This is a genomic window from Mycobacterium arosiense ATCC BAA-1401 = DSM 45069 (assembly GCF_002086125.1).
Lineage (GTDB): Bacteria > Actinomycetota > Actinomycetes > Mycobacteriales > Mycobacteriaceae > Mycobacterium > Mycobacterium arosiense.
Map to the genome: position 1 here is coordinate 1 of NZ_MVHG01000045.1, position 26,115 is coordinate 26,115.

Genomic DNA, 26,115 nt, shown 5'->3' on the forward strand with positions numbered 1-26,115 from the left:
CTGCGGCACTGACCGCTTGAACCATCATCTCGAAGAATCACAAGACGACCCCGTACACCACGTCCCTGGACTTGACCCCGAACACGCCGGAAGGTCTGGAAGCCTGAGCAGATTCAGACCTTCCTCATGTCGATCCAGCACGACCGGTTCGCTGCGCTTTTCTTGCTGGAACTAACCACCGGAATCCGCCGAGGCCAGATTTGCGGGCTCAAGTGGTCGGCCGTCGACCTCGACGCCGGCGAGATCGCGGTCCACGACAATCGCGTCGTCGTCAAAGGCCACGCCCGCGACAAACACGGCGGCAAAACAAAGAACGCCGACCAAACGATCTCGATCGATCGAACCACAGTCGCCGCGCTACGCAACTGGCGGGAAATCCAGAACCGCGAGCGAGAGTTCTTCGGCCCTGACTATCGCGCCGGCGACTTTGTCTTCACCTTCGAGGACGGTCGCCCACCGCACCCCGACACCATCAGACAGCGTTTCGATCGACTCGCGGCAGCTGCAGGACTCTCGCGGATCACCTTCCACGATCTGCGGCACTCCTACGCGACCGGCGCCCTCAAAGCCGGCATAAGCCCGAAGGTGATCAGCGAGCGGATCGGCCACGCCAATGTTGGATTCTTCCTCCAAACCTATGCACATGTTCTGCGAAACGATGACCGAGACGCCGCCGAGCACGCGGCCGCATTCCTAATCGGCAACGGCTGGGATCTAGCCGACGAAGGCGACAGTTAGATGCTTAGCACGCCTAATGTTGCCAAACACGTGGCCATCGGGCATGAAAATGGCCCCCGGAGAAGTCTCCGGGGGCCATTTCCGCTGGTAGCGGGGACAGGATTCGAACCTGCGACCTCTGGGTTATGAGCCCAGCGAGCTACCGAGCTGCTCCACCCCGCGTTGGTAAATGCCAGGTTACCGAACCGGTGTCACGGCGACCAAATCGCGCGGTCAGCGGCCATCGAAGCCCAAATCCAGGTCAGTGAGACGGCGGGTTCAGCCGGTACCGCCGCGCGATGTCATCCATCCACTCCGGCGACCCGTACGTCAGCCCGTACTTGTCGGCGAGCTCGCCGAACTCGGGCAGCTCGCGCAGCGGCTTGCCCGCCGGGTCGTCGGCGTGCTCGACAAGCAGCTCGCCGAGTTCCCGGAAATAGTTCTCGAATCCGCCTGGGGTGATAATCTCGACGATGCGGCCCGGCTCGCTGCCGGCGTTCCACATCGCGTGCATCTGCCCGCGGGGCTTGGTGATGTAGCCACCGGGGCCCAGCACCACTTCACTGTCGTCGGAGCGGAAGCCGATCTCGCCGGCCAGCACGATAGAATGCTCGTCCTCGCGGGTGTGCCGGTGCGCCGCCGTGAGCAGGCCGACCGCGAACGGGTGCTCGACGATGGACACCTCGCCGCCGTTGGTCTTGCCGGACAATTTGAACACCGCCCCGAAGCCCGGCAGGGCGACGACGTCGCCCTCCCCCGGCCGCACCACGGTGACGCCAATGGGATCTGGACCGCTCATGTGACCTACCTTTCTCGCAAATCCGTTGCGCCGCAGGGCCTATTCAGCCCGCCGCGGCCAGGCCGGTCGTCATCTCGTGGTGCGGCGGCCACAGCGGCTGCGGCACTTCGACGCCGAACGGCTTGCCCCAGCCGTTGCGGGACGAAACCTCGTGCACGGGACGGCGATTCGCCGCGACGCCCCACCTGCCCAGCGGGTAACCCAGGGTGAGCATGGCCGACATCTTCCAGCCCTGCTCGACCGGAACTCCCAGCAGTGCGTTCACCTCGTTCTCGAAATTGCGGAGCACCATCGTCATGGCGCCGCCGACGCCCTCGGCGCGGGCGGCGAGCAGCGCACTCCAGATCGCGGGGTAGATGTTGGCGCCGCCAAGGTCATCGATGGCGAAGACGAACAGCAGCAGGGGAATGTCTTCGAAATGGTCGGCCAGGTAATCCCCCGAGCCCTTCATCCGGCGCATCGTTTCGGCGTGAGCGGCCGGATCCGCACCCTGCGCCGTCGCCACCATCGGTCCCGTTCCCGTGCTGAACTTTTCGCATTCGAGGGCGCGGGCCGCGCGGAACAGTTGGGCGAACTTGCCGATGAGTTCGCGATCGTCCACGGCCACGAAGTGCCAACGCTGGGTGTTACCCCCGTTCGGGGCGCGGACGGCCGCATCGAGAATGCGGGCCTGGGTGTCCAACGGAATCGGATCCGGACGCAGCCGGCGCATCATCCGGGTGGTGTATAGGCCTTCGTAGATGTCCATTGTTCTGCTCCCTTCCGCTACTCGGGCCAGCCGTTGTGCAGGATGTGGTCGACGAAATCGACGCGCTGGAAGTCCGGATCGAAGTGCGCCAGCACGTCGGCGTTCATGGTGCCGTCGGTGGTCCGCGGCCGGTGCTTCATGCCGTCGTTGAACGCCGCCAGGATGCGCCGCTTGAACTGTGGGCGCGGGTGGGCGGCGGTCACCGCGGCCAGCTCCTCGGGAGCCAGTTGCTCGCGCCCGACGCCGACCACGTCGACTTCCACACCGGCCTGCAGCAGGGCGACCTCGGGTGCCATGAACTCGGGCACGCCGGGGGTGGTGTGCAACGCGATTCCGAGCCAGACCTTGTCGGCTTCGGCTTTGTCGACGCCATGGGCCGTCAAGAAGTCCCGGGCCGCATCGGCGCCATCGACCTCGAAGCGGACGTTCGAGCCGCGGTAGCGCTCGGTCAGGCCCAGGTCATGAAACATTGCCGCGACATAAAGCAGCTCGGCGTCCGGTTGCAGCCCGCGGCGCAGGCCCTGCAACGCCCCGAAGAAGAACACCCGCCGGGAATGGTTGAAGAGCAACTCGTCCTCGGTGTCGCGGATGAAATCGGTGGCCTCGCGCGCCAGCGCGGTGTCGGGTACGCCGATGCCGGCGATGGTGTCGACTGAGCTGGTGGTCATTGTTCTCATCTCCTGGTAAGGGCCTTGTGGGGTGACCGTTGCTATGAGTGTGCTGCGGCACGCACGATTCGACCCTGGCCGTTCTGGCCGTCCTCTCCACAGAACGCGACACAATGGCTGCGTGACCGAAGCCAGAGCGCGGACGCGGGTGGTGGTGATCGTCGTGTTCGACGGGGTGACGCTGTTGGACGTCGCCGGCGCGGGCGAGGTCTTCGTCGAGGCCAACCGGTTCGGCGCCGACTACCAGGTCAAGATCGCGTCGCTGGACGGGCGCGACGTGACCAGCTCGATCGGGGCGCGGCTGGGCGTGACGGACAGCATCGCGGCGATCGATTCCGCCGACACCGTCCTGGTCGCCGGCAGCGACCACCTGCCCGCGCGACCCATCGACCCCGCCCTGGTCGAGGCCGTTCGATCGGTGTCGGCCCGGACCCGGCGGCTGGCGTCGATCTGCACGGGCTCGTTCATCCTCGCCCAGGCCGGGGTGCTCAACGGCCGGCGCGCCACCACGCACTGGCACGACACCCGGTTGCTGGCCCGGGCATTCCCGGACGTGACGGTCGAGCCCGACGCGATCTTCGTCCGCGACGGCGACATCTTCACCTCGGCCGGGATCTCGTCGGGCATCGACCTGGCGCTGGCGTTGGTCGAAATGGATTACGGGACCGAACTGGTCCGCGACGTGGCGAGGTGGCTGGTGGTGTACCTCAAGCGCGCGGGCGGCCAATCACAGTTCTCGGTGTTGCTGGAGGCCGATCCCCCGCCGCAGTCGCCGCTGCGCCCGGTCACCGATGCGATTGCGGCCGACCCCGGCGCCGACTACAGCGTGAAAAGGCTTGCGGCGCTGGCATCCCTGAGCACCCGCCAGTTGACCCGGCTCTTCCAGTCCGAGCTGGGGATGAGTCCGGCGCGCTACGTCGAACTGGTGCGGATCGATTTCGCCCGCAATGCCTTGGAATCCGGCCGGTCGGTGACCGAGACCGCGGGGATGGCCGGCTTCGGCAGCATCGAAACCCTGCGGCGGGTGTTCGTCAATCACCTGGGCATCAGCCCGAAAGCCTATCGGGACAGGTTCCGAACGGCCTACGCGTGACGGTTATTTGGTGTTGTTGTACTTGGTGATCGCGTCGTCCAAGCGCTGCAGCGCCGCACCGTAGCCGGCGAAATCGCCCTTCTTCTGGGCGTCTTTGGCCGCGCCGATCGCGGCCTGGATCTCTTGCAGGGCAGCCGATTTTGCCGGAGAGAGCGTCACCGACCCGTCGGGAACCGGCGGCGCGGCCACCGGTGGCGCCGAACCCGGCGTCACGGCCGGCGGCGGCGCGTTGGCCGGCGGACTGGCGGCGGGCGTGCCGGATTCGGTGGGCTGGATGCCCGTCGCCGCCGCGCCCGCGCCCGGACCGAACAGCCCGGTCAGGGCGTCACGCACGGTGGGGCCGTATCCGATCTTGTCGTTGTACATCATCGCCACCCGGATGAGCCGCGGATACGACGACGCCGCGTCGCTAGCCCCCGGGGAGGCGTACACGGGTTCGACGTAGAGAAGCCCGCCCTGGCCCACCGGCAGGGTGAGCAGGTTGCCCCACCGGATCCGGTTCTGGTTGTCGCGCCCGATCACACCGAGGTCCTGGGACACCGCCGGATCGGTGGTGATCGCGTTGTTGGCCAGCTTGGGTCCGTTGACCTGCCCCGGGATGGTCAGCACGGTGATCCTGCCGTACGTCGCGGGGTCGGAGCTGGCGCTGATGTAGGCGGCCAGATAGTCACGCTTGAACCGGTTCATCGCGCTGGTCAGCTGGTACGACGCCGTATTGTCGTTCTTCGCAATGTTTTTCGCGACGATATAGTACGGCGGCTGGTAGCTGCTGGCCGTCGGGTTCGGATCCAGCGGCACGTCCCAGAAGTCCGAGGTGGAAAAGAACGTCACCGGATCGTTGACGTGATACTTCGCCAGCAACATCCGCTGCACCTTGAACAGGTCCTCGGGATAGCGCAGGTGCTCGGCCAGCTCGGGGCTGATGTCGCTCTTCGGCTTGACCGTGCCCGGGAAGACCCGCATCCACGCCTTGAGCACCGGATCCTGCTCATCTTGCTGATACAGCGTGACGGTGCCGTCGTAGGCGTCCACGGTCGCCTTGACCGAGTTCCGGATATAGGAAACCCGCTTGTCGGGTGCCAACCTGTTGAACGCCACCTCGTTGGAGTCCGCGGTCGCCGACTCCAACGACGTGAGTTCGGAATACGGGTAGTTGTCCAGCGTGGTGTAGCCGTCGATGATCCACACCAGTCGCTTGTTGACGATCGCCGGGTACACCGCGCTGTCGGTGGTCAGCCACGGCGCCACCGCCTCCACCCGTCGCGCCGGGTCCCGGTTGAACAAGATCTTGCTGTTGGAGCCGATCACGTTGGAGAACAGGAAGTTTCGCTCGGCGAATTTCGCGGCGAACACGGTGCGCGACAGCCAGTCGCCGATTGGGACGCCGCCGAGGCCGGTGTAGGTGTAGTTCTTGGTCTCGTTGCTGGTCTCGTAGTCGTATTCGCGGTCGGCGCCGTTGCGCCCGACGATCGCGTAGTCGGCCGACGTGTTCGAAATGACCGGCCCGTAATAGACGCGCGGCTGGTCGAGCTGCGCCGGACCGTCGGACACCACGCCACCGTTGGCGCCGACGACGTTGACCAGGAATTCGGGGTAGCCGCCGTTCTGGTTGGGATCGTTGGCGATTCCGCGCACCGTGTTGGCCGGCGACGCGATGAAGCCGTTGCCGTGGGTGTATACGGTGTGCCGGTTGATCCAGTCGCGCTGGTTGTCGATCAGCCGATCGGGGTTGAGCTCGCGGGCCGCCACGACGTAGTCACGCAACGCCCCGCTGCGGTCCTGGTACCTGTCGATGGAGAGCTGGTCAGGGAAGTAGTAGAAGTTCTTGCCCTGCTGGAACTGGGTGAACGCCGGGCTGACGATCGTCGGGTCGAGCAGCCGGATGTTCGATGTGGTGGCCCGGTCGTCGGCGACCTGCTGGGCGGTGGCCTGCGCGTCGCCGGTGTAGTTGCGGTAGGTGACCTGGTCGGAGGTCAGGCCGTAGGCTTGCCGCGTCGCGGCGATGCTGCGGCTGATGTATTCGCTTTCCTTCTGCGCGGCATTGGGTTTGACGCTGATCTGCTCGACGATCAGCGGCCATCCCGCCCCCACGATGAGCGACGACAGCAGCAACAGGACCAAACCGATCGCGGGAATCCGCAAGTCCCGCAGGACGATCGCCGAGAACACCGCGCCGGCGCAGATGAGCGCGATCGCCATCAGGATCAGCTTGGCGGGCAGCACCGCGTTGATGTCGGTGTAACCGGCGCCCGTGAAGGGTTTGCCGCCGCGGGTGTGCGACAACAACTCGTAGCGGTCCAACCAGTAGGCGATGGCCTTGAGCAGCACCAGCACCCCGACCAGGGTGACCAGCTGGACACGCGCCGATCGGCTCAGCGCACCGGTGCGGCCGGACAGCCGAATGCCGCCAAAGATGTAGTGGGCCAACAGGTTCGCCACGAAGGCCAGGAACACCGCGACGAACAGGTAGGACAGCAGCAGCCGGTAGAAGGGCAGCTCGAACGCGTAGAAGCCGAGGTCCTTGCCGAACTGCGGGTCGTGCAAGCCGAAGTCGCCGCCGTGCAAGAACAGTTGGATTCGCACCCAATAGCTTTGGGCGACCATGCCGGCCAGTAGGCCGATCGCCACCGGGATTCCGGCGCTCACCAGTCGCAACCGCGACAGCACCAGGGCGCGGTAGCGCGCCACCGGGTCGTTGTCGTTGCTCGGCACGAACACCGGACGGGTGCGATAGGCCACCGCCAGCCCGGCGAACACGATGCCGCCCACCAGCAGGCCGGCGATCAAGAACACCACGAACCGGGTGACCAGCACGGTGGAGAACACCGAGCGATACCCGAGCTCGCCGAACCACAGCCAGTCGACGTACGCGTCGATCAGCCGCGGACCGGCAAGCAGCAACGCGATCACACCCAGTGCGATCAGGATCAGAATTCGGCTACGCCGAGTCAGCTTCGGCATCCGTGCGGTGGGCCGCATCCCCACTGGCTACGCTCCCTGATCGATTGCTAGTCGGTGATAACTCTACGCATGGCACAACCCGTGATCGCTTGGCTTCGCTAGCAGCTTGGCGCCTGCTGACCCGAGCCGATCGCGTGCAACGCATCTACTGCCTGGCCGAGCGTCTCGACCTTGACCAACCGCAGGCCGGACGGATTGTCCGAGCTGGCCTCGTAGCAGTTCTTCGCCGGCACCAGAAATACCGTCGCCCCGGCCGCGTGCGCGGCGACCATCTTGTGGGTGATGCCGCCGATCTGCCCGACCTTGCCGTCGGAGGAAATGGTTCCGGTCCCGGCGATGAAATTCGACTTGGCCAGATCCCCGGTGGTCAATTTGTCGACCACCGCGAGGCTGAACATCAGTCCGGCCGACGGCCCGCCCACGTTGGCCAGGTTGAAGTCGACGGTGAACGGCGCCCACGGCGCGTCGAGCACCGCGACGCCCAGAAAGCCATAGTCGCGGTCTTTGTTGGCACCCAGGGTGATCTGCGCCACACCGGCCGGCTCGTTCTTGCGGCGGTAGTCGATCGTCACGACCTGGCCGGGCTTGGTGTTCTTCAGCAAGCCGGTGAACTGGTCGACGGTGGCCACCGGGACGCCGTTGACCGCGTCGATGGCGTCACCGGTCTTCAGCTTGCCCGCCGAGGGCCCCGGCTCGGGGACTTTGGCGACGGTGACCGCCGCCGGGTATTTGAGGTAACCCAGGGCGGCATAGGCGGCGCTGTCCTCGGATTGCTTGAAATCGGCATTGTTGGCCTGGTCGACTTCCTCGCGCGACTTACCGGGGGGATAGATGAGGTCGCGCGGCACCAACTGTTCGGTGTCCGAAAGCCACAGCGTCAGCGCCTCGCCCAGGGTCAGGTCGTCGCGCTGGGACACCGTCGTCATATTGAGGTGCCCGGTGGTCGGATGCGTCTGGGTGCCCTTGATCGCCACCACCTGCTTGCCGTCGACTTCCCCGAGCGTGTCGAAGGTGGGACCGGGCCCCAGCGACACGAACGGCACGGTCACCACCGCTAGCAACACGCCGAACACCACGATCGGGACCAGCGCGACCACCAAGGTCAGGATGCGCCTGTTCACGCCGATCACACTAGACGGCGGCCGCGGCGCGGTGTCGCGCCATAACGTCCGGTTCGGCGGGTTCAGCTACCAGCTGACCCGAGGTCGCGCCGTCTGACCTAGCGGTGAGTACCGTTGAGGGTATGGCTGACCTGCCTTTCGGCTTCCCCTCAGGAGACTCGGGAGACGACCCCGACAAACGCGGGAAGAAAGATCCCGATTCGGGCTCGAACCCGTCCGACCCGTTCGCCGCCTTCGGCATCAGCGGTGAATTCGGCATGGGTGACTTGGGGCAGATCTTCACCCAACTGGGCCAGATGTTCAGCAGCGCGGGCACTGTCGGGCCCGGCGGAACCGGCTCGGGACCGGTCAATTACGAGTTGGCGCGCCGCGTCGCGACGAATTCGATCGGCTTCGTGGCGCCGATTCCGGACACCACCAATTCGGCGATCGCCGATGCGGTGCACCTGGCCGAAACCTGGCTGGACGGGGCCACGGCGCTGCCGGCGGGCACCACCAAGGCGGTGGGCTGGACGCCCGGCGACTGGGTCGACAACACGTTGGAGACCTGGAAGCGGCTGTGTGACCCGATGGCACAACAGATTTCGACGGTGTGGGCGGCGTCGCTGCCCGAGGAGGCCAAGAGCATGGCCGGCCCGCTGCTGCAGATGATGTCGCAGATGGGTGGCATGGCGTTCGGCTCGCAGCTCGGACAGGCGCTGAGCCGTCTGTCCCGCGAGGTGTTGACCTCCACCGATATTGGTTTACCGTTGGGGCCCAAGGGAATTGCGGCGGTAATGCCCGACACCGTCGAATCATTCGCCACCGGACTGGAGCGGCCGCGCAGCGAGGTCCTGACCTTCCTGGCCGCGCGGGAGGCCGCCCACCACCGACTGTTCAGTCACGTGCCGTGGCTGTCGAGCCAACTGCTCGGGGCCGTCGAGGCCTATGCCATGGGCATGCAGATCGACATGTCCGGAATCGAGGAGCTGGCGCGCGACTTCAATCCGGCGTCGCTGTCGGATCCGGCGGCCATCGAAAACCTGCTGGGGCAGGGCGTTTTCGAGCCCAAGGCGACGCCGGCCCAGACGCAGGCGCTGGAACGCTTGGAAACACTGCTCGCCCTCATCGAGGGCTGGGTGCAGGTGGTGGTGGCCGGGGCGCTGGGCGACCGGATCCCCGGCGCGGCCGCGCTGGGCGAGACGATGCGCCGGCGCCGCGCCAGCAGCGGCCCGGCCGAGCAGACCTTTGCCACGCTGGTCGGGCTGGAGCTGCGGCCGCGCAAGATGCGGGAGGCCGCGGCGCTCTGGGAGCGCCTGACCGAGGCCGCCGGCGTCGACTCCCGCGACGGCATCTGGCAACACCCCGACCTGCTGCCCGACGCCGAGGACCTCGACGAGCCGGCGGGCTTCATCGACCGGGTCGTCGGCGGTGACACCAGCGGCATCGACGAGGCGATCGCCAAACTCGAGCGCGAGGGCCAGAACCCAGAGGACCCGGGTCCCGGTTCTGTGGATAACTGACCGGGGCCATCGCGTTGCGCGTGACACAGTGACGGGGTGACTCAGCGGCTCGAGGCCACGGTTTCTGGATACGCGCTGGATCCGGCGCTGCCGGTGCTGCTGCGCCCGGACGGCGCGGTCCAGGTGGGCTGGGATCCCCGCCGCGCGGTGCTCGTCCGCCCGCCTGGCGGCCTGGCCGCCGCCGAGCTGGCCACCCTGTTGCGGTCGATGTGGTCACCGACCCCGCTCCCCGAATTGCAGCGCCGCGCGCTCGACCGCGGCCTGACCGACGCCGAGGGCCTGCGAAACCTGGTCACGCAGTTGGTCGCTGCCGGGGTGGCCACCGAATGCGGGCGGCCACGCGCCCGGGCGGCCTCGGTGCGGATCCACGGCCGCGGGCCGCTCTCGGAGCTGCTGGTGGAGGCCCTGCGCTGTTCGGGTGCGCGGATCGCGCACAGCAGCCAACCGCACGCCGCGGTGTCGGCCCACGACGTCGATCTGGTGGTGCTGTCGGACTTCCTGGTCGCCGACCCGCGCATGGTGCGCGATCTGCACAGCCAGGGCGTCGCCCATCTGTTGGTGCGGGTGCGCGACGGCATCGGGCTGGTGGGTCCGCTGGTGATCCCCGGGGTGACAAGCTGCCTGGGCTGTGCGGACCTGCACCGCCGGGACCGCGACGCGGCCTGGCCGGCGATCTGCGCCCAGCTGCGCGAGACCGTCGGGGTCGCCGATCGGGCCACCGTGCTGGCGACGGCGGCGCTGGCGCTCAGCCAGGTGGACCGGGTGATCGCGGCCGTGCACGGGCGGGAGACCACGCCCGAACCGCCCCCGACGCTCAATGCGACCCTGGAATTCGACGTGCACTCCGGCGCGCTCGTTACGCGGCCGTGGGCCAAACATCCGCTGTGCTCGTGCTGACTCGCCCCGCTGTAGTACGGCTGTGGTGAAGGCTGTAGTAAAGGCCACATTCATCATGGGGGCCCGTTGACCAGCCCGTTAATTAGGGTGACAACGTACGTTGTCGGCATCGCTCCACATCGCGCTGGCCATCATGGATGATGGGTAGGTGTCTGACATCAAACGGGGCCGGGCTGCGCGCAACGCGAAGCTGGCCAGCATTCCCGTCGGGTTCGCCGGCCGGGCGGCGATCGGATTCGGCAAGCGGCTGACCGGAAAGTCCAGGGACGAGGTCCAGGCCGAGCTTCTGGAAAAGGCCGCCCACCAACTGTTCACCGTCCTCGGCGAGCTCAAGGGCGGCGCGATGAAGGTGGGCCAGGCCCTGTCGGTGCTCGAGGCCGCGATCCCCGAGGAGTTCGGCGAGCCGTACCGCGAGGCGCTGACCAAGCTGCAAAAGGATGCGCCGCCGCTGCCCGCCGCCAAGGTGCACCGGGTGCTCGACGCCCAACTGGGCACCAAGTGGCGCGACCGGTTCAGCTCGTTCGACGACACCCCGGTGGCTTCGGCCAGCATCGGCCAGGTGCACAAGGGCGTCTGGGCCGACGGCCGCGAGGTGGCGGTCAAGATCCAGTACCCGGGCGCCGACGAGGCGCTGCGGGCCGACCTCAAGACCATGCAGCGGCTGGTCGGGGTGTTCAAGCAGCTCGCGCCGGGCGCCGACGTCCAGGGCGTGGTCGACGAGCTGATCGAGCGCACCGAGATGGAGCTGGACTACCGGCTGGAGGCCGAGAACCAGCGCGCCTTCGCCAAGGCCTACGCTGACGACCCGCACTTCGCGGTGCCGCGCATCGTGGCCAGCGCGCCGAAAGTCGTGGTCCAGGAATGGATGCAGGGCACCCCGATGGCCGAGATCATCCGGCACGGCACCACCGAACAGCGCGATTTGATGGGGACCAGGCTGCTCGAGCTCACCTTCGACGCACCCCGCCGGCTGGGCATGCTGCACGGCGACGCCCACCCGGGCAACTTCATGCTGCTGCCCGACGGCCGGATGGGCGTGATCGACTTCGGCGCCGTCGCCGCGCTGCCCGGTGGCTTGCCGATCGAGCTCGGGATGAGCATCCGGCTGGCCCGCGACAAGAACTACGACCTGCTGTTGCCGACGATGGAGAAGGCCGGCTTCATCCAGAAGGGCCAGCAGGTGTCGGTCCGCGACATCGACGACATGCTGCGCCAGTACGTCGAACCGGTCGAGGTCGAGGTGTTCCACTACACCCGTAAGTGGCTGCAGAAGATGTCCGCCATCGAAATCGACAAGTCGATGTCGCAGATCCGGACGGCCCGGCAAATGGACCTGCCGCCCAAGCTGGTCATCCCGATGCGGGTGATCCTGTCGGTGTCCGCGATCCTGTGCCAGCTGGACGCCCATGTGCCGATCAAGGCGCTGTCCGAGGAACTGGTGCCCGGTTTCGCCGAACCGGATGAGGCCATCGTCTCGTCTTAGGCGGCGGCCCCGTCTCGCCGCTGGTCCTTGCGCGGACGGCCGCGGGGCCGTTTGAAGCTCAGGACCGAGCCGCGGTCGATGATCTCGCCGCCCCACACGCCCCAGGGTTCGGCCCGTTCCAGCGCGGCCGCCAGGCACTGGCGCCGGACCGGGCACCCGGCGCACAGCGTCTTGGCCCGCTCGAGATCGGCCGGTGTGTCGGCGAACCACAGGTCGGGATCTCCGACGTGACACGGCAGAACTTGTCCGGGGACTGTCGGTGCCGACATGTCCTACCACCTACTTCCTGATCTGGGTTGGCGTCCGTTGGGAGTGATCCGGACCAGGTCAAGAAGTTGCCGGCTAAAACAACTCCGGCTAAAACAACTGTGGCCACGGATCCTGGTGACTTCGGGTCCGTGGCCATCTGGGGAGAAAACCGGGCTGGTGCTCAGCTCGCCTTCGGTGGGGCCCCAACTTGGACGGACGCGTCGGTCGCGGCGGCGGCGCGATGCTTACGCGCGGCCGCCGAGGCGGCGTGTGCGGCATGGGAGGTAGCGGCGTCCAGGACAGGACGCGCCGCGCGGGCCACGCCTACACCGCAAGCGTCGTTGATCATCGTGGCCACCCCCTTCCGCAATGCCGACTTCCGTGGTGCCAAGTTGTGCGTTTCGAGGGTAAGCGGTCACCGCCGGCGATCACAACCGATTTTGCGACCTGCGGGTTTACCGGTCAGCGGCCGCGTACCAACTCCAGCACGTCGGGCCCGTACTGTTCCAATTTGCGCGCGCCGATGCCCGGGATCGCGATCAGCGCCTCTTCGTCATCGGGCAACAGCTCGGCGATGGCGATCAGCGTGTTGTCGGTGAAGACGACGTAGGCGGGCACTTTCTGCTCCTTGGCGATGTCGAGCCGCCACGCCTTGAGCCGCAGCAACAGGTCCTCATCGATGTCGGCGGCGCAGGTCTCGCAGCGCCGCAGCATGACGGCCGCCGGGGTGGTCAGGTTGTTGTTGCAGATCCGGCAGCGGGTCGCGGCGCCGCGGGTTCGCCGAGATTTGTTCGGTGCCGCGTCGGAACGCGCCTGGGGCGCGATGCCGTTGAGGAACCGCGACGGCTTGCGGCTTTGGCGGCCGCCCGGGCTGCGCGCCAGCGCCCAGCTCAGCGTCAAATGCGTTCTGGCCCTGGTGATTCCGACGTAGAGCAGCCGGCGTTCCTCCTCGACCGCTTCGCTTTCGGCGCCGTGCGCCAGCGCGTGCGAGATGGGCAGTGTGCCGTCGGCCAACCCGACCAGGAACACCGCGTCCCACTCGAGCCCCTTGGCGGCGTGCAGCGACGCCAGCGCGACGGCCTCCACCACCGGTGGGTGTCGGGCGTCGGCGCGCGTCCGGAGTTCGGTCATCAGCCCGGGCAGGTCGAGTTGCGGTCGCTGCGCGACTTCGTCGTCCACCAGCTCGGCCAGGGCGGTCAACGCTTCCCAGCGCTCGCGGGCCCGGGTGCCCACCGGTTCCTCGGCCGTCAACCCCAGCGGTTCCAGCACCGCGCGCACCACGTCGGGCAACGGGCCCGCCGGGCCCTGCTCCGAACCGCGCTCTGAGCATCGCTGCAGCGCCAGCAAGGCCTGCTTGATCTCCTGACGGTTGAAAAATCCCTCGCCACCGCGAACCTGATAGGCGATGCCGGCCTCGGTCAACGCCTCCTCGTAGATCTCCGATTGCGCGTTGACCCGGTAGAGCACAGCGATCTCGGACGGCGGGGTGCCGGATTCGATGAGCCGCTTGATCGACGCCGCGACCGCGGCGGCCTCGGCCGGTTCGTCGGGGTGCTCGTGGAACGACGGCGCCGGACCCGGCGCCCGCTGGCCCACCAGGTGCAGCTTGCTGCCGGCGACCCGGCCGCGCGCCGCGGCGATCACCTGATTGGCCAACGACACCACCTGCGGGGTGGAGCGGTAGTCGCGTTCCAGGCGCACCACGGTGGCGTCGGGGAACCGGCGGGAGAAGTCGAGCAGGAACCGCGGCGAGGCCCCGGTGAACGAGTAGATGGTCTGGTTGGCGTCACCCACCACGGTCAGGTCGTCACGATCGCCCAGCCACGCCGTCAGCACCCGCTGCTGCAACGGCGTGACGTCCTGGTATTCGTCGACGACGAAGCAGCGATACCGGTCCCGGAACTCTTCGGCCACCCCGGGATCGTTCTCGATCGCGGCCGCGGTGTGCAGCAGCAGGTCGTCGAAATCGAGCAGGGTGACGTTGTCGCCGCGGGATTTGAGGGCCTCGTAGGCGGCGTAGACGGCGGCGACTAGCGCGGCGTCCAACGGGATGTCGCGCGCGGCGGCGGCCACCGCGGCCGGGTATTCCTCCGGCCCGATCAGCGACGCCTTGGCCCACTCGATTTCGCCGGCCAGGTCGCGCACGTCGTCGGTGCTGGCGTTGATCCGGGCGCGCCCGGCCGCGCGGGCGACGACGGCGAATTTGCTGTCCAGCAGCTGCCAGCCGGTGTCGCCGACCACCCTCGGCCAGAAATACCGCAGCTGTCGGTGGGCGGCCGCGTGGAACGTCAGGGCCGAGACCGCGCCGACGGTGGTGTCCGCGCCCGCCGCGGCGTCGATCATCCGCAACCTCGAGCGCATCTCCCCCGCCGCCCGCTGGGTGAAGGTGACGGCCAGCACCTGGCCGGCCGCGACGTGGCCGCCGGCGATCAGCTGGGCGATCCGGTGCGTGATGGTGCGGGTCTTTCCCGTGCCGGCGCCGGCGAGCACGCAGACCGGGCCGCGGGGAGCCAGCACGGCTTCGCGCTGCTCGTCGTCCAGCCCGGCTGTCAAGGGATCGGCGACCATCGGCATGCCGTCCATCTTGGCAGCGGTCGCCGACAAACCCGGTGCATCGCCACACCTTCAGCGGCGGCCAGGCGTGTCGCCCGGGCACCCCCGGCGCGGAATGCATCGTCGCCGGGCTACGTTAACCAGCTATGACCTCCGCCCCGCTCACCGTCTACACGACCTCCTGGTGTGGTTACTGCCACCGGCTCATGACCGTGCTCAAGTCCAACGGGATTCCCTACGAGGCGGTCGACATCGAGCACGACGCGGCGGCCGCGGATTTCGTCAGCTCGGTCAACGGCGGCAACAAAACGGTCCCGACGGTGAAGTTCGCCGACGGGTCGACGCTGACCAATCCGAGCGCCGCCCAGGTGAAGGCGAAGCTGGCCGAGACCGGCAGCTAGGGCCCCGCGTCGATCGCGGCCCAGGATTCGATGATCACGCGGGCGATCGAGATCGACCCGGGCAGCAGCAGCTTCGAATCCGACGAGCTGGACCAGTCCCCCGCCGCCAGCGCGGCGCGCACCTCATCGCGGGTGAACCAGTGCGCCTCGGCGATCTCGCCGTCGTTGAAGGAAAACTCCTCGGCCGGGTCGCCGACGGCGTGGAAGCCGACCATCAGCGAGCGCGGGAACGGCCACGGCTGACTGCCCAGATACCGCACGTCGCGCACGGTCAGCCCGATCTCCTCGCGGATCTCGCGGGCGACGCACACCTCGAAGGACTCACCGGCCTCGACGAATCCGGCCAGCAGCGAGAACATCCGCTCCGGCCACACCGCCTGGCGGGCCAGCACCGCGCGGTCACCGCCGTCGTGGACCAGGCAGATCACCGCCGGGTCGATGCGCGGGAACTCCTCGCGACCGGTCACCGGGTTGACGCGTGCCCAGCCGGCCCGGGCCGGTCGGGTCGGCGAACCGTCCTCGGGGCTGTAGCGGGCCTTTTCATGCCAATTCAGCAGCGCGACGGCCGCGGCCACCAGCTGGCTGCTGGTGTCGTCGAAGATCGGGCCGAGGCTGCGCAGATTCACCACCTCGGCGTGCGCATCGGGATCGTCGGGGGCCTGCAGTGCGCCACGGACGCCCCAGACGTGCCGGCCGTCCTCCAGGCGCCCCAGGAACACCGCCTCCGACGGCGGCTTGTCACCCACTTCGGCGGCCGCGCCGAGCACCACCCGGCCGTTGGCGACCAGCACCTGGTTGCGCGAATCCACCCGCAGCAGCGCCGCCTCCGCCCAGCCGGCGGTGGCGGCGTCGACGTCGGTGCGCAGCTGATCGGCGCGGTCGGCGCCGACGCGCGACAGCAGCGGTACGCTGCGCAGCTGAAAGTCCGCGATCGCCATCAGTGGTCGGCGTTTCGAATGTAGAGCAGTCGGTCGTTGGCCTCGATCGCGTCCACCTCGGGTGCGCCCATGCGCAGCAGGTGGCCGTCGCGCACCACGCCGAGCACGATGTCACGCAGGTGCCGCGGCGATCCGCCGACCTCGGTCTGCTCCACCTCACGCTCGGCGATGGCCAACCCGACGTCGGGGGTCAGCAGGTCCTCGATCATCTCCACGACGCTGGGCGTGGTGGTGGCCAGCCCCAGCAGCCGGCCGGCGGTGGCCGACGAGACCACCACCGAGTCCGCGCCGGACTGCTGCAGCAGGTGCTGGTTTTCCGTCTCCCGGATCGAGGCGACGATCTTGGCGTTGGGTGCGAGCTCGCGCGCCGTCAGCGTCACCAGCACCGAGGTGTCGTCGCGGCTGGTGGCGACGATGATGGAGGCCGCGTGCTGGGCGCCGGCCAGCCGCAGCACATCGGCTTTGGTGGCGTCGCCGTGCAGGGTGACCAGGCCCGCGCTCTCGGCGTGCTCGAGCCTGCCGCGATCGGTGTCGACGACGACGACCTCCGTCTGCACGGTCTCGTCACCGAGGATGGCAGCGACCGCGGTCTTTCCCTTGGTGCCGTAGCCGATCACGATGGTGTGGTTGCGCACTCTGCTCCTCCAACGCTGAATCTTCCACCCTTGGCGTGACCGCTCGGAGAGCACTTCGAGCGTGGTGCCGACCAGCACGGCCAGAAACGCGATCCGCAGCGCGGTGAAGATCAGGGTGTGCATCAGGCGCGCGGTTTCGGTGTACGGCGTGATGTCGCCGTAGCCGGTCGTCGACAGGGAGACCGCGGAGAAGTACACGCAGTCCAAGAACGTCAGCGGTTGGTTGCGCACGTCGCGGTAGCCGGTGCGGTCCAGGTAGACGATGACCGCCGCGGCCAGCAGCACCACCAGCGCGATGGCCAGCCGACGGGTGATGACGCGGATGGGACTCGCATGGTCTTCGGGGATGCGCACCACGCCGATCAGCTGATGACCGCGCTGAGTGGTCAGGGCTTCGTCCAGACCGCTCAGCTTCCGGGACCTACCGTTGCCCACGGCGGCCCGTCACCGGCTGCACTTCTGCGCACGAGACACGCACGGGTCTTATGTAACCACGGCCACAGCTTCCCCAATACTCGGGCGGCGCAGGTCACACCCCGACACCGCGGGCGCCGTCGGGATCCGACAGCAGGTCCGCGACCTCGGCGTCGCTCGGCAGTTCGTCGGGGATCAGGGTGGTGCGGGCGCGCACGTAGTAGAAGGCGGTGCGCACCGACGATTCGGGGACGCCGGCCAGCGCCGCCCAGGCCGAGCGGTACACGGCGAGCTGGACGGCGGCCTGCCGGATCGCTTCCGGCCCGTGCGGTGGTTCACCGGTTTTCCAGTCGACCACGGTGGCGCCGCCATCGGGGTCGGAGAAGACCGCGTCGATGCGCCCGCGCACCAACGTGTCGCCGATCGGCATTTCGAACGGCACCTCCACGGCGACGGGAGTTCTTGTGGCCCAGGGTGATTCGGTGAACGCCTGCTGCAATGCGGCCAATTCCGCGCTGTGGCCGACGTCGGAGTCCGCCGCGCCGGGCAGGTCGCCGAGATCGAACAGGCACTCGGCGCCGTAGAATTTTTGCACCCAGGCGTGAAAGGCATTGCCCAGCAACGCATGCGGTTCGGGACGCGACGGCAGCCGATGGCTGAGCCGCTGCGCCGTGCCCGCCGGGTCGCGCGCCAGGCCGACCAGCGAGCTGACCGACAGCTGGCCGGGCAGGGCGCGCGGCGGCGGCTGCACCGACCGGGCACGCTCGGCCAGCAGGGCGTCGACGTCGGCGGCCCAGCCCTCCACGTCGACCCCGGTGTCGGTCGCGCCGGCGCGCAGCGCCTGAGCCACCAGCGCCGCCCCGCGCTCGACGTCGCTGCGCCGCCCGGACAGCGGGTCGGGCGGCCATATCGCTTCGACCACGTTGTCGCGCAACGGGTTTCGTTCACCGTCGGCGGGTGTCGGCGCCCAGTGTTCCACCGATCCGCAGGGGTAGCCGGCCGCGGCCGAATCGTCGATGACGGCCTTGATCTCGCACAGGAAGTCCGACGGGCCGCGCGGCTTGGTGCCGGTGGCCCCCCACTGGTGCCCGGACACCAGCAGGGTGTCCTCGGCCCGGGTGATGGCGACGTAGAGCAGCCGCCGCTCCTCGTCGATGCGCCGCTGCTCGAGCTGGCGGCGGTGCTCGGAGATATTGTCCGACAGCTGCTTTCGGTTGGTGACGTCCGAGGTGTCCATGACCGGGATACCCAGGGCGCCCGCGGCGGCGCGGTCGCCGCGCAGCAGCGGCGGTAGCTCGGCGGGATCGGTGAGCCAGGTGCTCTTCGACGCCGTCGACGGGAAGGTGCCGCCGGACAGGTGCGCCACCGCCACCACCTGCCATTCCAGCCCCTTCGCCGAGTGCACCGTGAGCACCTGGACGCGATCGCGAGCGACCGCCAATGGCGCCGGCGCCAGCCCGTTTTCGACCGACTCGGCCACGTCCAGGTAGGCCAACAGGCCGGTCACCGAGGTGGCTGCCGATCCGTCCGCCGGCGCGGTGACGCCGCCGGTGCGTTCGGCGTACGCGGCGACGACGTCGGCGAACGCGTCCAGGTGCTCGGTGCCGGCCCAGCCGGCCTCGACCCCGGCGGCGGCCCGGACTTCGCAGTCGATGCCCAGCACCCGGCGGACCTCGGCGACCAGGTCGCCGAGCGGATGGCCGAGGTGGGCGCGCAGGGCGCTCAGTTCGGCGGCCAGCGCCCTGATGCGCTGGTACCCCGCGAGCGAATATGCTTCGGCCGCACCGGGATCGGCGATCGCGTCGGCCAGGCACACAGTGTCGGCGCCGGGGCCGGCCGCGATCGCGATCGACTCCGGCGAGCGGGCGTCGGCCGCCGGCACACCCTCGCCCAGGACACGCGCGCGCTGCCACAGCGTCGCGAGGTCGCGGGCGCCCAGGCGCCAGCGTGCACCCGTGAGCACCCGCATCGCCGCCGCGCCGGCCGTCGGATCGGCGACCAGCCGCAGCATGGCCACCACCTCGGCGACCTCCGGGATGGCCAGCAGCCCGGCCAGGCCGACTACCTCGACAGGGATGCCGCGGGCGCGCAGCGCGTCCGCGATGGGCGCGGCATCGGCGTTGCGGCGCACCAGCACCGCGGCCGTCGGCGGGCTGACGCCCTCGTCGCGGGCCAGCCGGTAGTGCGCGGCGAGGTGCCCGGCGATCCACTCCCGCTCGGCCGTCACATCGGGCAGCAACGCGCAGCGGACCGTGCCGGGCGGGGCATCCGGGCGTGGGCGCAGCGCGTGCACGGCCACCGAGCGCCGCCGCGCCTCCGCCGACACCGCGTTGGCCACCCGCAGGGTGGTCGGCGGATTGCGCCAGCTGGTCCGCAACTCGCACATCGGCGCGGGGGTGCCGTCGGATCGGGGGAAGTCGGTGGTGAATCGGGGCAGGTTGGTCGCCGACGCGCCGCGCCAGCCGTAGATCGACTGGATGGGGTCACCGACGGCGGTGAGAGCCAGGCCGTCATCGACCCCACCGCCGAACAGCGTTGAGAGCGCGATGCGTTGGGCGTGGCCGGTGTCCTGGTACTCGTCGAGCAGTACCACCCGGTAGCGGCTGCGCAGGTCCGCACCGACTTGCGGGAAGGTCGCGGCCAGCCTGGCCGCCGACGCCATCTGCATCCCGAAATCCATCACCTTGGCGGCGCGCATGCGTTGGTTGAGGGCGTCGAGCAGGGGCACCAGTTCGGCGCGCTGTGTCTGGGTGGCCAGCAGCCGCAGCAGCCATTGGCTGGGGCCGCGGTCCCGCTGATAGGGGCCGGCGGGCAGGGAGTGGATCAGCCGTTCCAGCTCCACGTGGGTATCGTGCAGCTGGTCGGTGTCCACCAGGTGTTCGGCCAGTTGTCCCCACAGCCGCAGCACCATCGAGGTGACGGCGGCCGGGGTCTTGTCGGTCCGCAGTTCCCCGGGATAGGCGTTCACCACGTCGAAAGCCAGTTGCCACAACTCGGTTTCACCGAGCAGCCGGGTGTCGGGCTCGACGGGCAGCAGCAGACCGTAGTCGCGCAGCAGCGCGCCCGCGAAGGCGTGATAGGTGCTGACCGTCGGCGCGCCGTCGGTGTCGACGGTCGAATCGCCGGCGCCCGGCGCGCCCAGGCCGACGCCGGCCAGCCGGGCCAGTCGGGTGCGGACCCGGCGCAGCAGCTGGCCGGCGGCTTTGCGGGTGAAGGTCAATCCGAGCACCTGACCGGGATCGGCGTAGCCGTTGGCGATCAGCCACACCACCCGCGCGGCCATGGTCTCGGTCTTGCCGGCGCCGGCCCCGGCGATGACCACCAGCGGCCCCGGCGGTGCGGCGATGACGGCGGCCTGCTCATCGGTCGGCGGGAAAAGCCCGAGCGCCCAGGCCAATTCGGCCGGGGAATAGCGCGGCCGCGGCGGCGTCATCGCCGTGACCCGTCGGCGAAAGCCGGGCAGTCCGGCCGGATGGGGCAATGCGTGCAGCCGTCGTTGCGCCGCGCGATGAACTGCGGGCCGGACGTCGCGTCGGCCGCTCGCGCGAGGACCTGGCGCCATTCGTCGCCGCCGGCCGCGGTCAGCGGATCCTGTTCGCGTTCGGCCACCCCCGATGCCCCGGTCCTGCCGAGGTAGACCAGGCGCGCACCACCGGGATCGGCGTTGTCGGCGCCGTCGCCGACCAATCCCTGTGCCACCGCCAGCTGATACATGGCCAACTGGGCGTGTTGTTGCGCGTCGTCCTTGCTCACCGGCGTCTTGCCGGTTTTGATGTCGACGATGACCAGTCGGCCGGCGGCGTCGCGTTCCAGCCGGTCGACCCGCCCGCGCAGCCGGACCTCGCCGCCGCCCTCGGTCACGACGGTTCCGTCGATTTCGACCTCGACGCCGATCTCGGTCAGTGCGCCCCGGGTCTGCGCTCGCCACTCGATGAACGCCTCCAGCATGGCGCGGTGGCGAGCCAGCTCGTTGGCCGAATGCCATTGTGCCGCAAAGGGTAGGTGTTGCCAGGCGCGGTCCAGCCCGGCCAGCAATTCCGATTCGCTCTGGTGCGGTTCGGCGATCAGGGCGTGCACCACCGACCCGATCGCCGAGCGCACATCGCGCGGGTTGGATCCGCCGTGCCGCTCGGCGAGCCAGCGCAGCGGGCAGTCGTTGAGGGTCTGCATGGTCGAGGGTGTCAAGGTGACCACATCGCCGCTGCCCCGCAACGGTTCGTTGGTGCTGATCGGGATCAGCCCGTGCCATCCGGCCGGGTCGGCGCCGGGTACGCCCGCCCGGGCCAGCCGGGCCAATTGCGTTGCCGCGCAGCCCCGGGCGGCCTCGTCGATGGCCCCGTCGGGGGCGCATACCACGCCGCGCAGCCGACCGACCAGCGCGGCCGCGGACAACACCCGCGGCGCCGAGACCGGTTGCGCCTCAGCGCCATCGGGTTCTGTTTCGGCCCACCGCGCGATTTCGGCGAAGAACACCGACGGCAGCGCGGCCTCGTGGCCCGCCCCGCCGGTGTCGCTGTCGACCGCCGTCACCAGCAACCGCCGGCGAGCCCGGCCCATCGCCGCGACCAGCAGCCTGCGTTCCTCGGCCAGCAGCGGGGCACGCACCGAAGCGTCCGCCCCGACCCCGTCCAGCGCGTCCAGCAGCCGCTGGGTACCCAGCACGCCGCCACGGGGAATGGTGTTGGGCCACAACCCTTCCTGCAGTCCGGCGATGACCACGAAGTCCCATTCGTGCCCCAGCGCGGCGTGCGCGCTGAGCAACCGGACCTGTTCGACCGCGGCGGACGGGTTCCGAACGGCGCCCGGCAGCGCCAGCGCGGCGATGTGCTCGACCAGACCGCGCAGCGATGCGCCCGAGGTGCGCGAGACGTAGGCGTCGGTGACGTCGAACAGCGCGCTCACCGACTCGAGGTCCCGGGTGGCCTGGGCCGCGGCGGGCCCGCCGCGCTCGATGACCGACAGCCAGCGGCGCTGCAGCCCGGACCGGTGCCAGGCCGCCCACAAGGTGTAGCGCGGGTCTTCACCGGCACGGTACGAGCGCGCGGCGGCGGCCAGCACCGCGCGGACCTTGCGCAGCGGGGCGAACTGCGGACCCGGCGGCGCGGCGCCGGCGGACAGCGCCTCGACCACCAGCTCGGCGAAGTCGCCCGGGCGGCGATCGGGGTTGGCGCGCTGCAGCGTTCGGCGCAGCTGGCGCAGCGTCACCGGATCGACACGACCGATGGGGCCGGTCAGCAGCGCCAGCGCGTGCTGCCCGTCCAGCCCGTCGGCGGTGGCCGACAGCACGGTGAGCAGGGCGCGAGCGGCCGGTTCCTCGGACAACGGGCCGGGCATGGCGGGCGCGGCCACCGGGACCCCGGCGGCGGCCAAGGCGCGCGGCAGGCGGGCACCGGCCCGCGGCACCGACCGGACGATGACCGCCATCTGCGACCAGGGCACTCCGTCGATCAGATGTGCGCGCCGCAGCGCGTCGGCGATGGTCGCGGCCTCGGCGTGCGCCGACGCGGCCACACGCACCGTGACCGAACCCTCCCCCGCTCCGGCGCCGTCGATCCGCCGGCCGCTGCCGCCGCCGGGTAACCGGGCGGCGACACCGCTGACCGCGCGCGCCACGGCGGGAGCGCAGCGGTGCGACGTCGTCAGCGTCACCGAGGGCGCGTCGCCGCCGAGCAGTCCGGCGGGTTCACCGCCCCGGAAGCCGAACACCGCCTGGTTGGGATCGCCGGCGATCAGCGCCAGCTCGGCGCCCGCGGCGAGCACCCGAACCAGGTGGGCCGCCTGCGGGTCCAGCTGCTGCGCGTCGTCGACCAATAAGACGCGGACACGGCCGCGTTCGGCGGACAACAGCTCGGGGTCGACGGCGAACGCTTCCAGCGCGGCGCCCACCAATTCGGCGGCGCCCAGCGCGGGCGTGGTCGCCTCCGGTGCGGCCGTGCCCACCGCCGCGCGCAGCAGCATCACCTGCTCGTACTGGCGGGCGAATTGGCCGGCGGCGGTCCATTCGGGCCGCCGGCAGCGACGGCCCAGCCGCTGAAGTTCCTGGGGATCCACGCCGCGTTCGGCACAGCGCGCCAACAGGTTTCGCAGTTCGGCGGCGAATCCCGCGGTACTCAGCGCCGGACGCAGCTGGGCCGGCCAGGCCGTCGCGGCGCGCGGTCCGTCTTCGAGGTCTCCGGCCAGCAGCTCGCGGATGATGGCGTCCTGTTCGGCGCTGGTGACCAGCCGCGGCGGCGCCTCACCGGCCCGCTCGGCCGCGCGCCGCAGGACCGCGTAGGCGTACCCGTGCACGGTCCGCACCAAGGGCTCGCTGACTGCGGCCCGGCCGGGGCCGCCGTATCGCGCGCGCAGCAACGCCGTCGTCAGCGCGCTGCGCTCGGCCATCCCGATCCGGCCGGAACCGGTAAGCAGCAGAACCGATTCCGGGTTGACCCCGGCGTCGATCTGGGCGACCGCGGCGTCGATCAGCAGGCTGCTCTTGCCGGTGCCGGGCCCCCCGAGGATACGCAGCCGACCGCGCGCACCAGGTTCCAAGACGGTGCGCGCTTCGGCGTCCCACGTGTAGGCCATGACGGCATGACATCACGAGGGTCCGACAGATCCGCTGGCGCAGTGACCGAACCGGCCACGTCTTTGGCGGCTCTTACCCTGGAGGCCGGAGGAGCCGGACAATGGAGGAGGGTGCAAGACCATGAACGACGACGATCGCGGCTTTCCCATCGACGAGGCGCCGGAAGGCGACGCGGTGGAACAACGTCGGCCCGTCGATTCCGACGACGAGACCGGTCTGGACATCGATTACGTGGCCGCCGCCGCGGACCGGGAGGCCAACGAGGCCGACGTGATCGACCAGGCCTACATCGTCCCCACCGAGGACGATCGGGATGACGACCGTTAAGGACCGCCCGCAACCCGCGACCGTGGCGGCTGGCACCATCGACTGGTGATTGCGAAGTTGCATGTGCACCGCTACGGCCCGTCCGGTCCGGTGCGGATCCTGGCGTTGCACGGGCTGACCGGCCACGGCCGGCGCTGGGAACATCTGTCCGGCTTGCTGCCCGGGATAGGTATCGCCGCACCGGATCTGGTGGGTCACGGCAGGTCGTCGTGGGCGGCGCCGTGGACCATCGACGCCAACGTCGCGGCGTTGGCCGCGCTGCTCGACGAACAGCCCGACACACCGGTGGTGATCGTGGGTCACTCGTTCGGCGGCGGGCTGGCGATGCACCTGGCCGCCGTCCGCCCGGATCGCGTGGCGGGGCTGCTGCTGCTCGACCCGGCGGTTGGGCTGGACGGCACGTGGATGAGCCAGATCGCCGAGGCGATGCTGTCCTCGCCCGACTATCCCGACGCCGAGGAAGCGCGGCTGGAAAAGGTGCACGGCTCGTGGTCGGATGTCGAACCCGCCCTGCTGGACGCCGAGATCGACGAGCATCTGATCGCGCTGCCGGGCGGCCGCTACGGCTGGCGGGTCAGCCTCCCGGCGATGATGGCGTACTGGAGCGAGTTGGCCCGCGAGATCGTGCTGCCGCCCGCGACGACTCCGACCGTCCTGGTGCGGGCCAAGCGGACCGCCCCGCCCTACGTCACCGATCAACTGATCGACGCCCTGGCCGATCGGTTGGGAGCGGATTTCCGGCTGCTGGATTTCGACTGCAATCACATGGTGCCCTATGCCAAGCCCGACGAGGTCGCCGCGTTGACCCGCGAGCTGTTGGGAGCCCGCTGACCGTGGCGCCGGTGACCGACGAGCAGGTCGAGCGGGTGCGTGCGCTGGTCGCCGCGATTCCGTCCGGGCGGGTCGCCACCTACGGCGACATCGCCACTGTCGCAGGGCTTTCCAGCCCGCGCATCGTCGGCTGGATCATGCGGACCGACTCCTCGGACCTGCCCTGGCACCGGGTGATCACCGCGTCCGGCCGCCCGGCGCGACACCTGACGACCCGCCAGCTGGAATTGTTGCGCGCCGAAGGCGTGCTGGCGACCGACGGCAAGATCGCGCTGCGCGAGGTTCGTTACGAGTTCGGCGACTAAAGCTAGAGCACCAGCCGGACCAGCGCCGCGGTGCGGGCCAGGCCGGGGAACGCCTCGGCGGTGGACCGCGGGTGCAGCGCGTGGACCGCGAGGCGAAACATCAACGCCCGCAACAACATCTGCGGCCATTCCGGCAGCGCGTTCCAGCGCTCGATGAGTCCGTCGTCGGCCTCTCCCCAGGACAGCGCGTCGATGACGGCCACACCGGCCGCCCACGACGCGGGCCGCCAGTACGGGGTGATGTCGGTGATTCCCGGCGCCGCGGTGCCAACGAAAAGCACTGTGCCGTAGAGGTCTCCATGGACCAACTGGTTGGGACTCTTGGTCGGCTTGCGCAAGGTGCCCAACTGCTGGAGCAGCTCCACCGATCGCTCGGCGTCCGCCGTCGCGGGGGCCGACCGCGCACCCGGCGGCAGCGAGGCCAGCGGCCGTTCCTCCCACGCCGCACGATCGGCGGCGATGAAGATGTCGACGTCGCCCCACGGGGCGGTGGGCCCCTGGGTCAGAAAGCGGGGTCGATCCAGTTTGCCCGTCGCCTCGTGCAGGCGCACCGCCGCCGAGACGACCTCGTCATGGCGGGGCTCCGGGGTCCCGGCCACGAAGGTATCCGCCCGCCACCCGGAAACGACATAGCGCCCGTCGGTGGAACGCACCGGCCGGGCCAGGCGAACGCCGTCGACGAACAAGGTTTCGCGGACCCGGGCGGACCACGCCGCGCGGGCGTTGTCGGCCACCAACGACAAGACGACTTCACCGCACCGCCAGCCGCCCTCCCAGCTAGCCCCCAGATAGACGGGTTTAACGCCGGCCAAACCAAACGCCGACAGCACATGATCCGGCGGTGGCTCGACTGTCACACCGGTACTCTAAACGAGTCCAACAAGCGGCGATCGCTAACACAGCGG

The 26,115-nt window shown here is 69.5% G+C and carries 21 protein-coding genes and 1 tRNA gene; 9 read left to right on the forward strand and 13 right to left on the reverse strand.

The features are described from left to right. The first annotated feature begins 111 nt into the window (after nt 1–111). A complete protein-coding gene (locus BST14_RS17000) occupies nt 112–738 on the forward strand; it encodes a tyrosine-type recombinase/integrase (RefSeq protein ID WP_281252809.1) in 627 nt (208 codons plus the stop codon). 85 nt (nt 739–823) lie between these two features. Here BST14_RS17000 and BST14_RS17005 read toward each other — a convergent pair. From BST14_RS17005 to BST14_RS17020, 4 genes are all read right to left on the reverse strand, one after another. Then, nucleotides 824–900, reverse strand: a tRNA-Met gene (locus BST14_RS17005). Between the two features lie 79 nt (nt 901–979). Continuing rightward, complete coding sequence (locus tag BST14_RS17010; protein WP_083065528.1) at nt 980–1,516, reverse strand: cupin domain-containing protein; 537 nt, start codon at nt 1,514–1,516, stop codon at nt 980–982. A 43-nt stretch (nt 1,517–1,559) separates the two neighbouring features. Beyond that, nucleotides 1,560–2,264, reverse strand: a complete 705-nt coding sequence (locus tag BST14_RS17015) for a nitroreductase family protein (protein WP_083065530.1) — start codon at nt 2,262–2,264, stop codon at nt 1,560–1,562. 17 nt (nt 2,265–2,281) lie between these two features. Continuing rightward, nucleotides 2,282–2,932, reverse strand: a complete 651-nt coding sequence (locus tag BST14_RS17020; protein WP_083065531.1) for an HD domain-containing protein — start codon at nt 2,930–2,932, stop codon at nt 2,282–2,284. 148 nt (nt 2,933–3,080) lie between these two features. Between BST14_RS17020 and BST14_RS17025 the strand changes: the two genes are divergently transcribed. Next, nucleotides 3,081–4,025, forward strand: a complete 945-nt coding sequence (locus tag BST14_RS17025; protein ID WP_083065533.1) for a GlxA family transcriptional regulator — start codon at nt 3,081–3,083, stop codon at nt 4,023–4,025. Between the two features lie 3 nt (nt 4,026–4,028). On the opposite strand, the gene BST14_RS17030 is transcribed toward BST14_RS17025, so the two are convergent. Together BST14_RS17030 and BST14_RS17035 are read right to left on the reverse strand one after the other, a co-directional pair. Then, nucleotides 4,029–7,010, reverse strand: coding sequence for a UPF0182 family protein (locus BST14_RS17030; protein ID WP_083065534.1), 2,982 nt, complete (start codon nt 7,008–7,010; stop codon nt 4,029–4,031). Nucleotides 7,011–7,084: 74 nt separating this feature from the next. Beyond that, entirely contained in the window at nt 7,085–8,107 is a 1,023-nt protein-coding gene (locus BST14_RS17035; RefSeq protein ID WP_083065536.1) for a YlbL family protein, read from the reverse strand. A gap of 104 nt (nt 8,108–8,211) precedes the next feature. On the opposite strand from BST14_RS17035, the gene BST14_RS17040 reads away from it, so the two are divergent. The 3 genes from BST14_RS17040 (at nt 8,212) to BST14_RS17050 (ending at nt 11,989) form a co-directional block, all read left to right on the forward strand. Continuing rightward, complete coding sequence (locus tag BST14_RS17040; protein WP_169926099.1) at nt 8,212–9,609, forward strand: zinc-dependent metalloprotease; 1,398 nt, start codon at nt 8,212–8,214, stop codon at nt 9,607–9,609. A 36-nt stretch (nt 9,610–9,645) separates the two neighbouring features. Continuing rightward, entirely contained in the window at nt 9,646–10,506 is an 861-nt protein-coding gene (locus tag BST14_RS17045) for a cyclodehydratase (protein WP_083065538.1), read from the forward strand. 148 nt (nt 10,507–10,654) lie between these two features. After that, a complete protein-coding gene (locus tag BST14_RS17050) occupies nt 10,655–11,989 on the forward strand; it encodes a macrolide-binding ATPase MABP-1 (RefSeq protein ID WP_083065540.1) in 1,335 nt (444 codons plus the stop codon). Here BST14_RS17050 and BST14_RS17055 read toward each other — a convergent pair. After that, nucleotides 11,986–12,258 carry a WhiB family transcriptional regulator gene (locus tag BST14_RS17055; protein ID WP_083065541.1) on the reverse strand — a complete coding sequence of 91 codons (273 nt, stop codon included), beginning with the start codon at nt 12,256–12,258 and terminating at the stop codon, nt 11,986–11,988. The two genes, BST14_RS17050 and BST14_RS17055, sit on opposite strands and share 4 nt — an antisense overlap. Before the next feature lie 442 nt (nt 12,259–12,700). Further along, entirely contained in the window at nt 12,701–14,812 is a 2,112-nt protein-coding gene (locus BST14_RS17060) for an ATP-dependent DNA helicase UvrD2 (protein WP_169926100.1), read from the reverse strand. 125 nt (nt 14,813–14,937) lie between these two features. On the opposite strand from BST14_RS17060, the gene mrx1 reads away from it, so the two are divergent. Further along, complete coding sequence (gene mrx1 / locus BST14_RS17065; protein WP_083065544.1) at nt 14,938–15,192, forward strand: mycoredoxin Mrx1; 255 nt, start codon at nt 14,938–14,940, stop codon at nt 15,190–15,192. Here the strand turns inward: mrx1 and nudC are convergent. The 4 genes from nudC to BST14_RS17085 all read right to left on the reverse strand — a co-directional run bounded on the left by nudC (nt 15,189) and on the right by BST14_RS17085 (nt 23,746). Then, nucleotides 15,189–16,130 carry an NAD(+) diphosphatase gene (gene nudC, locus BST14_RS17070; RefSeq protein ID WP_083065546.1) on the reverse strand — a complete coding sequence of 314 codons (942 nt, stop codon included), beginning with the start codon at nt 16,128–16,130 and terminating at the stop codon, nt 15,189–15,191. The genes mrx1 and nudC overlap by 4 nt on opposite strands. Further along, a complete protein-coding gene (locus tag BST14_RS17075; protein ID WP_083065547.1) occupies nt 16,130–17,200 on the reverse strand; it encodes a potassium channel family protein in 1,071 nt (356 codons plus the stop codon). Before BST14_RS17075 ends, nudC begins: the two co-directional genes overlap by 1 nt. Before the next feature lie 94 nt (nt 17,201–17,294). Further along, nucleotides 17,295–20,612, reverse strand: a complete 3,318-nt coding sequence (locus tag BST14_RS17080; protein ID WP_083065569.1) for an ATP-dependent helicase — start codon at nt 20,610–20,612, stop codon at nt 17,295–17,297. Beyond that, nucleotides 20,609–23,746 carry an ATP-dependent helicase gene (locus BST14_RS17085; RefSeq protein ID WP_083065549.1) on the reverse strand — a complete coding sequence of 1,046 codons (3,138 nt, stop codon included), beginning with the start codon at nt 23,744–23,746 and terminating at the stop codon, nt 20,609–20,611. The genes BST14_RS17080 and BST14_RS17085 overlap by 4 nt, the downstream gene beginning before the upstream one ends. A gap of 121 nt (nt 23,747–23,867) precedes the next feature. On the opposite strand from BST14_RS17085, the gene BST14_RS17090 reads away from it, so the two are divergent. From BST14_RS17090 to BST14_RS17100, 3 genes are read left to right on the forward strand one after another with little or no spacing between them, the layout of a single operon-like run. Next, nucleotides 23,868–24,074, forward strand: a complete 207-nt coding sequence (locus BST14_RS17090; RefSeq protein WP_083065550.1) for an Rv3202a family protein — start codon at nt 23,868–23,870, stop codon at nt 24,072–24,074. Between the two features lie 45 nt (nt 24,075–24,119). After that, nucleotides 24,120–24,905 carry an alpha/beta fold hydrolase gene (locus BST14_RS17095; RefSeq protein ID WP_083065552.1) on the forward strand — a complete coding sequence of 262 codons (786 nt, stop codon included), beginning with the start codon at nt 24,120–24,122 and terminating at the stop codon, nt 24,903–24,905. A 2-nt stretch (nt 24,906–24,907) separates the two neighbouring features. Then, the gene (locus tag BST14_RS17100) at nt 24,908–25,210 is read left to right on the forward strand and encodes an MGMT family protein (protein WP_083065553.1); all 303 of its coding nucleotides are present in this window, start codon (nt 24,908–24,910) and stop codon (nt 25,208–25,210) included. Between the two features lie 2 nt (nt 25,211–25,212). Here BST14_RS17100 and BST14_RS17105 read toward each other — a convergent pair whose 3' ends face one another. Then, on the reverse strand, nt 25,213–26,067 hold the full coding sequence (locus tag BST14_RS17105; RefSeq protein ID WP_083065555.1) for a TIGR02569 family protein: 855 nt from the start codon (nt 26,065–26,067) through the stop codon (nt 25,213–25,215). Between the last annotated feature and the right edge of the window lie 48 nt (nt 26,068–26,115).

Excerpts from the sequence above, each read along its gene's own strand:
- BST14_RS17010 (WP_083065528.1), bottom strand. The coding sequence starts at position 1,516 with ATGAGCGGTCCAGATCCCATTGGCGTCACCGTGGTGCGGCCGGGGGAG.
- BST14_RS17015 (WP_083065530.1), bottom strand. The coding sequence starts at position 2,264 with ATGGACATCTACGAAGGCCTATACACCACCCGGATGATGCGCCGGCTG.
- BST14_RS17020 (WP_083065531.1), bottom strand. The coding sequence starts at position 2,932 with ATGACCACCAGCTCAGTCGACACCATCGCCGGCATCGGCGTACCCGAC.
- BST14_RS17055 (WP_083065541.1), bottom strand. The coding sequence starts at position 12,258 with ATGTCGGCACCGACAGTCCCCGGACAAGTTCTGCCGTGTCACGTCGGA.
- BST14_RS17060 (WP_169926100.1), bottom strand. The coding sequence starts at position 14,812 with ATGCCGATGGTCGCCGATCCCTTGACAGCCGGGCTGGACGACGAGCAG.
- mrx1 (WP_083065544.1), top strand. The coding sequence starts at position 14,938 with ATGACCTCCGCCCCGCTCACCGTCTACACGACCTCCTGGTGTGGTTAC.
- nudC (WP_083065546.1), bottom strand. The coding sequence starts at position 16,130 with ATGGCGATCGCGGACTTTCAGCTGCGCAGCGTACCGCTGCTGTCGCGC.
- BST14_RS17080 (WP_083065569.1), bottom strand. The coding sequence starts at position 20,612 with ATGACGCCGCCGCGGCCGCGCTATTCCCCGGCCGAATTGGCCTGGGCG.
- BST14_RS17085 (WP_083065549.1), bottom strand. The coding sequence starts at position 23,746 with ATGGCCTACACGTGGGACGCCGAAGCGCGCACCGTCTTGGAACCTGGT.
- BST14_RS17090 (WP_083065550.1), top strand. The coding sequence starts at position 23,868 with ATGAACGACGACGATCGCGGCTTTCCCATCGACGAGGCGCCGGAAGGC.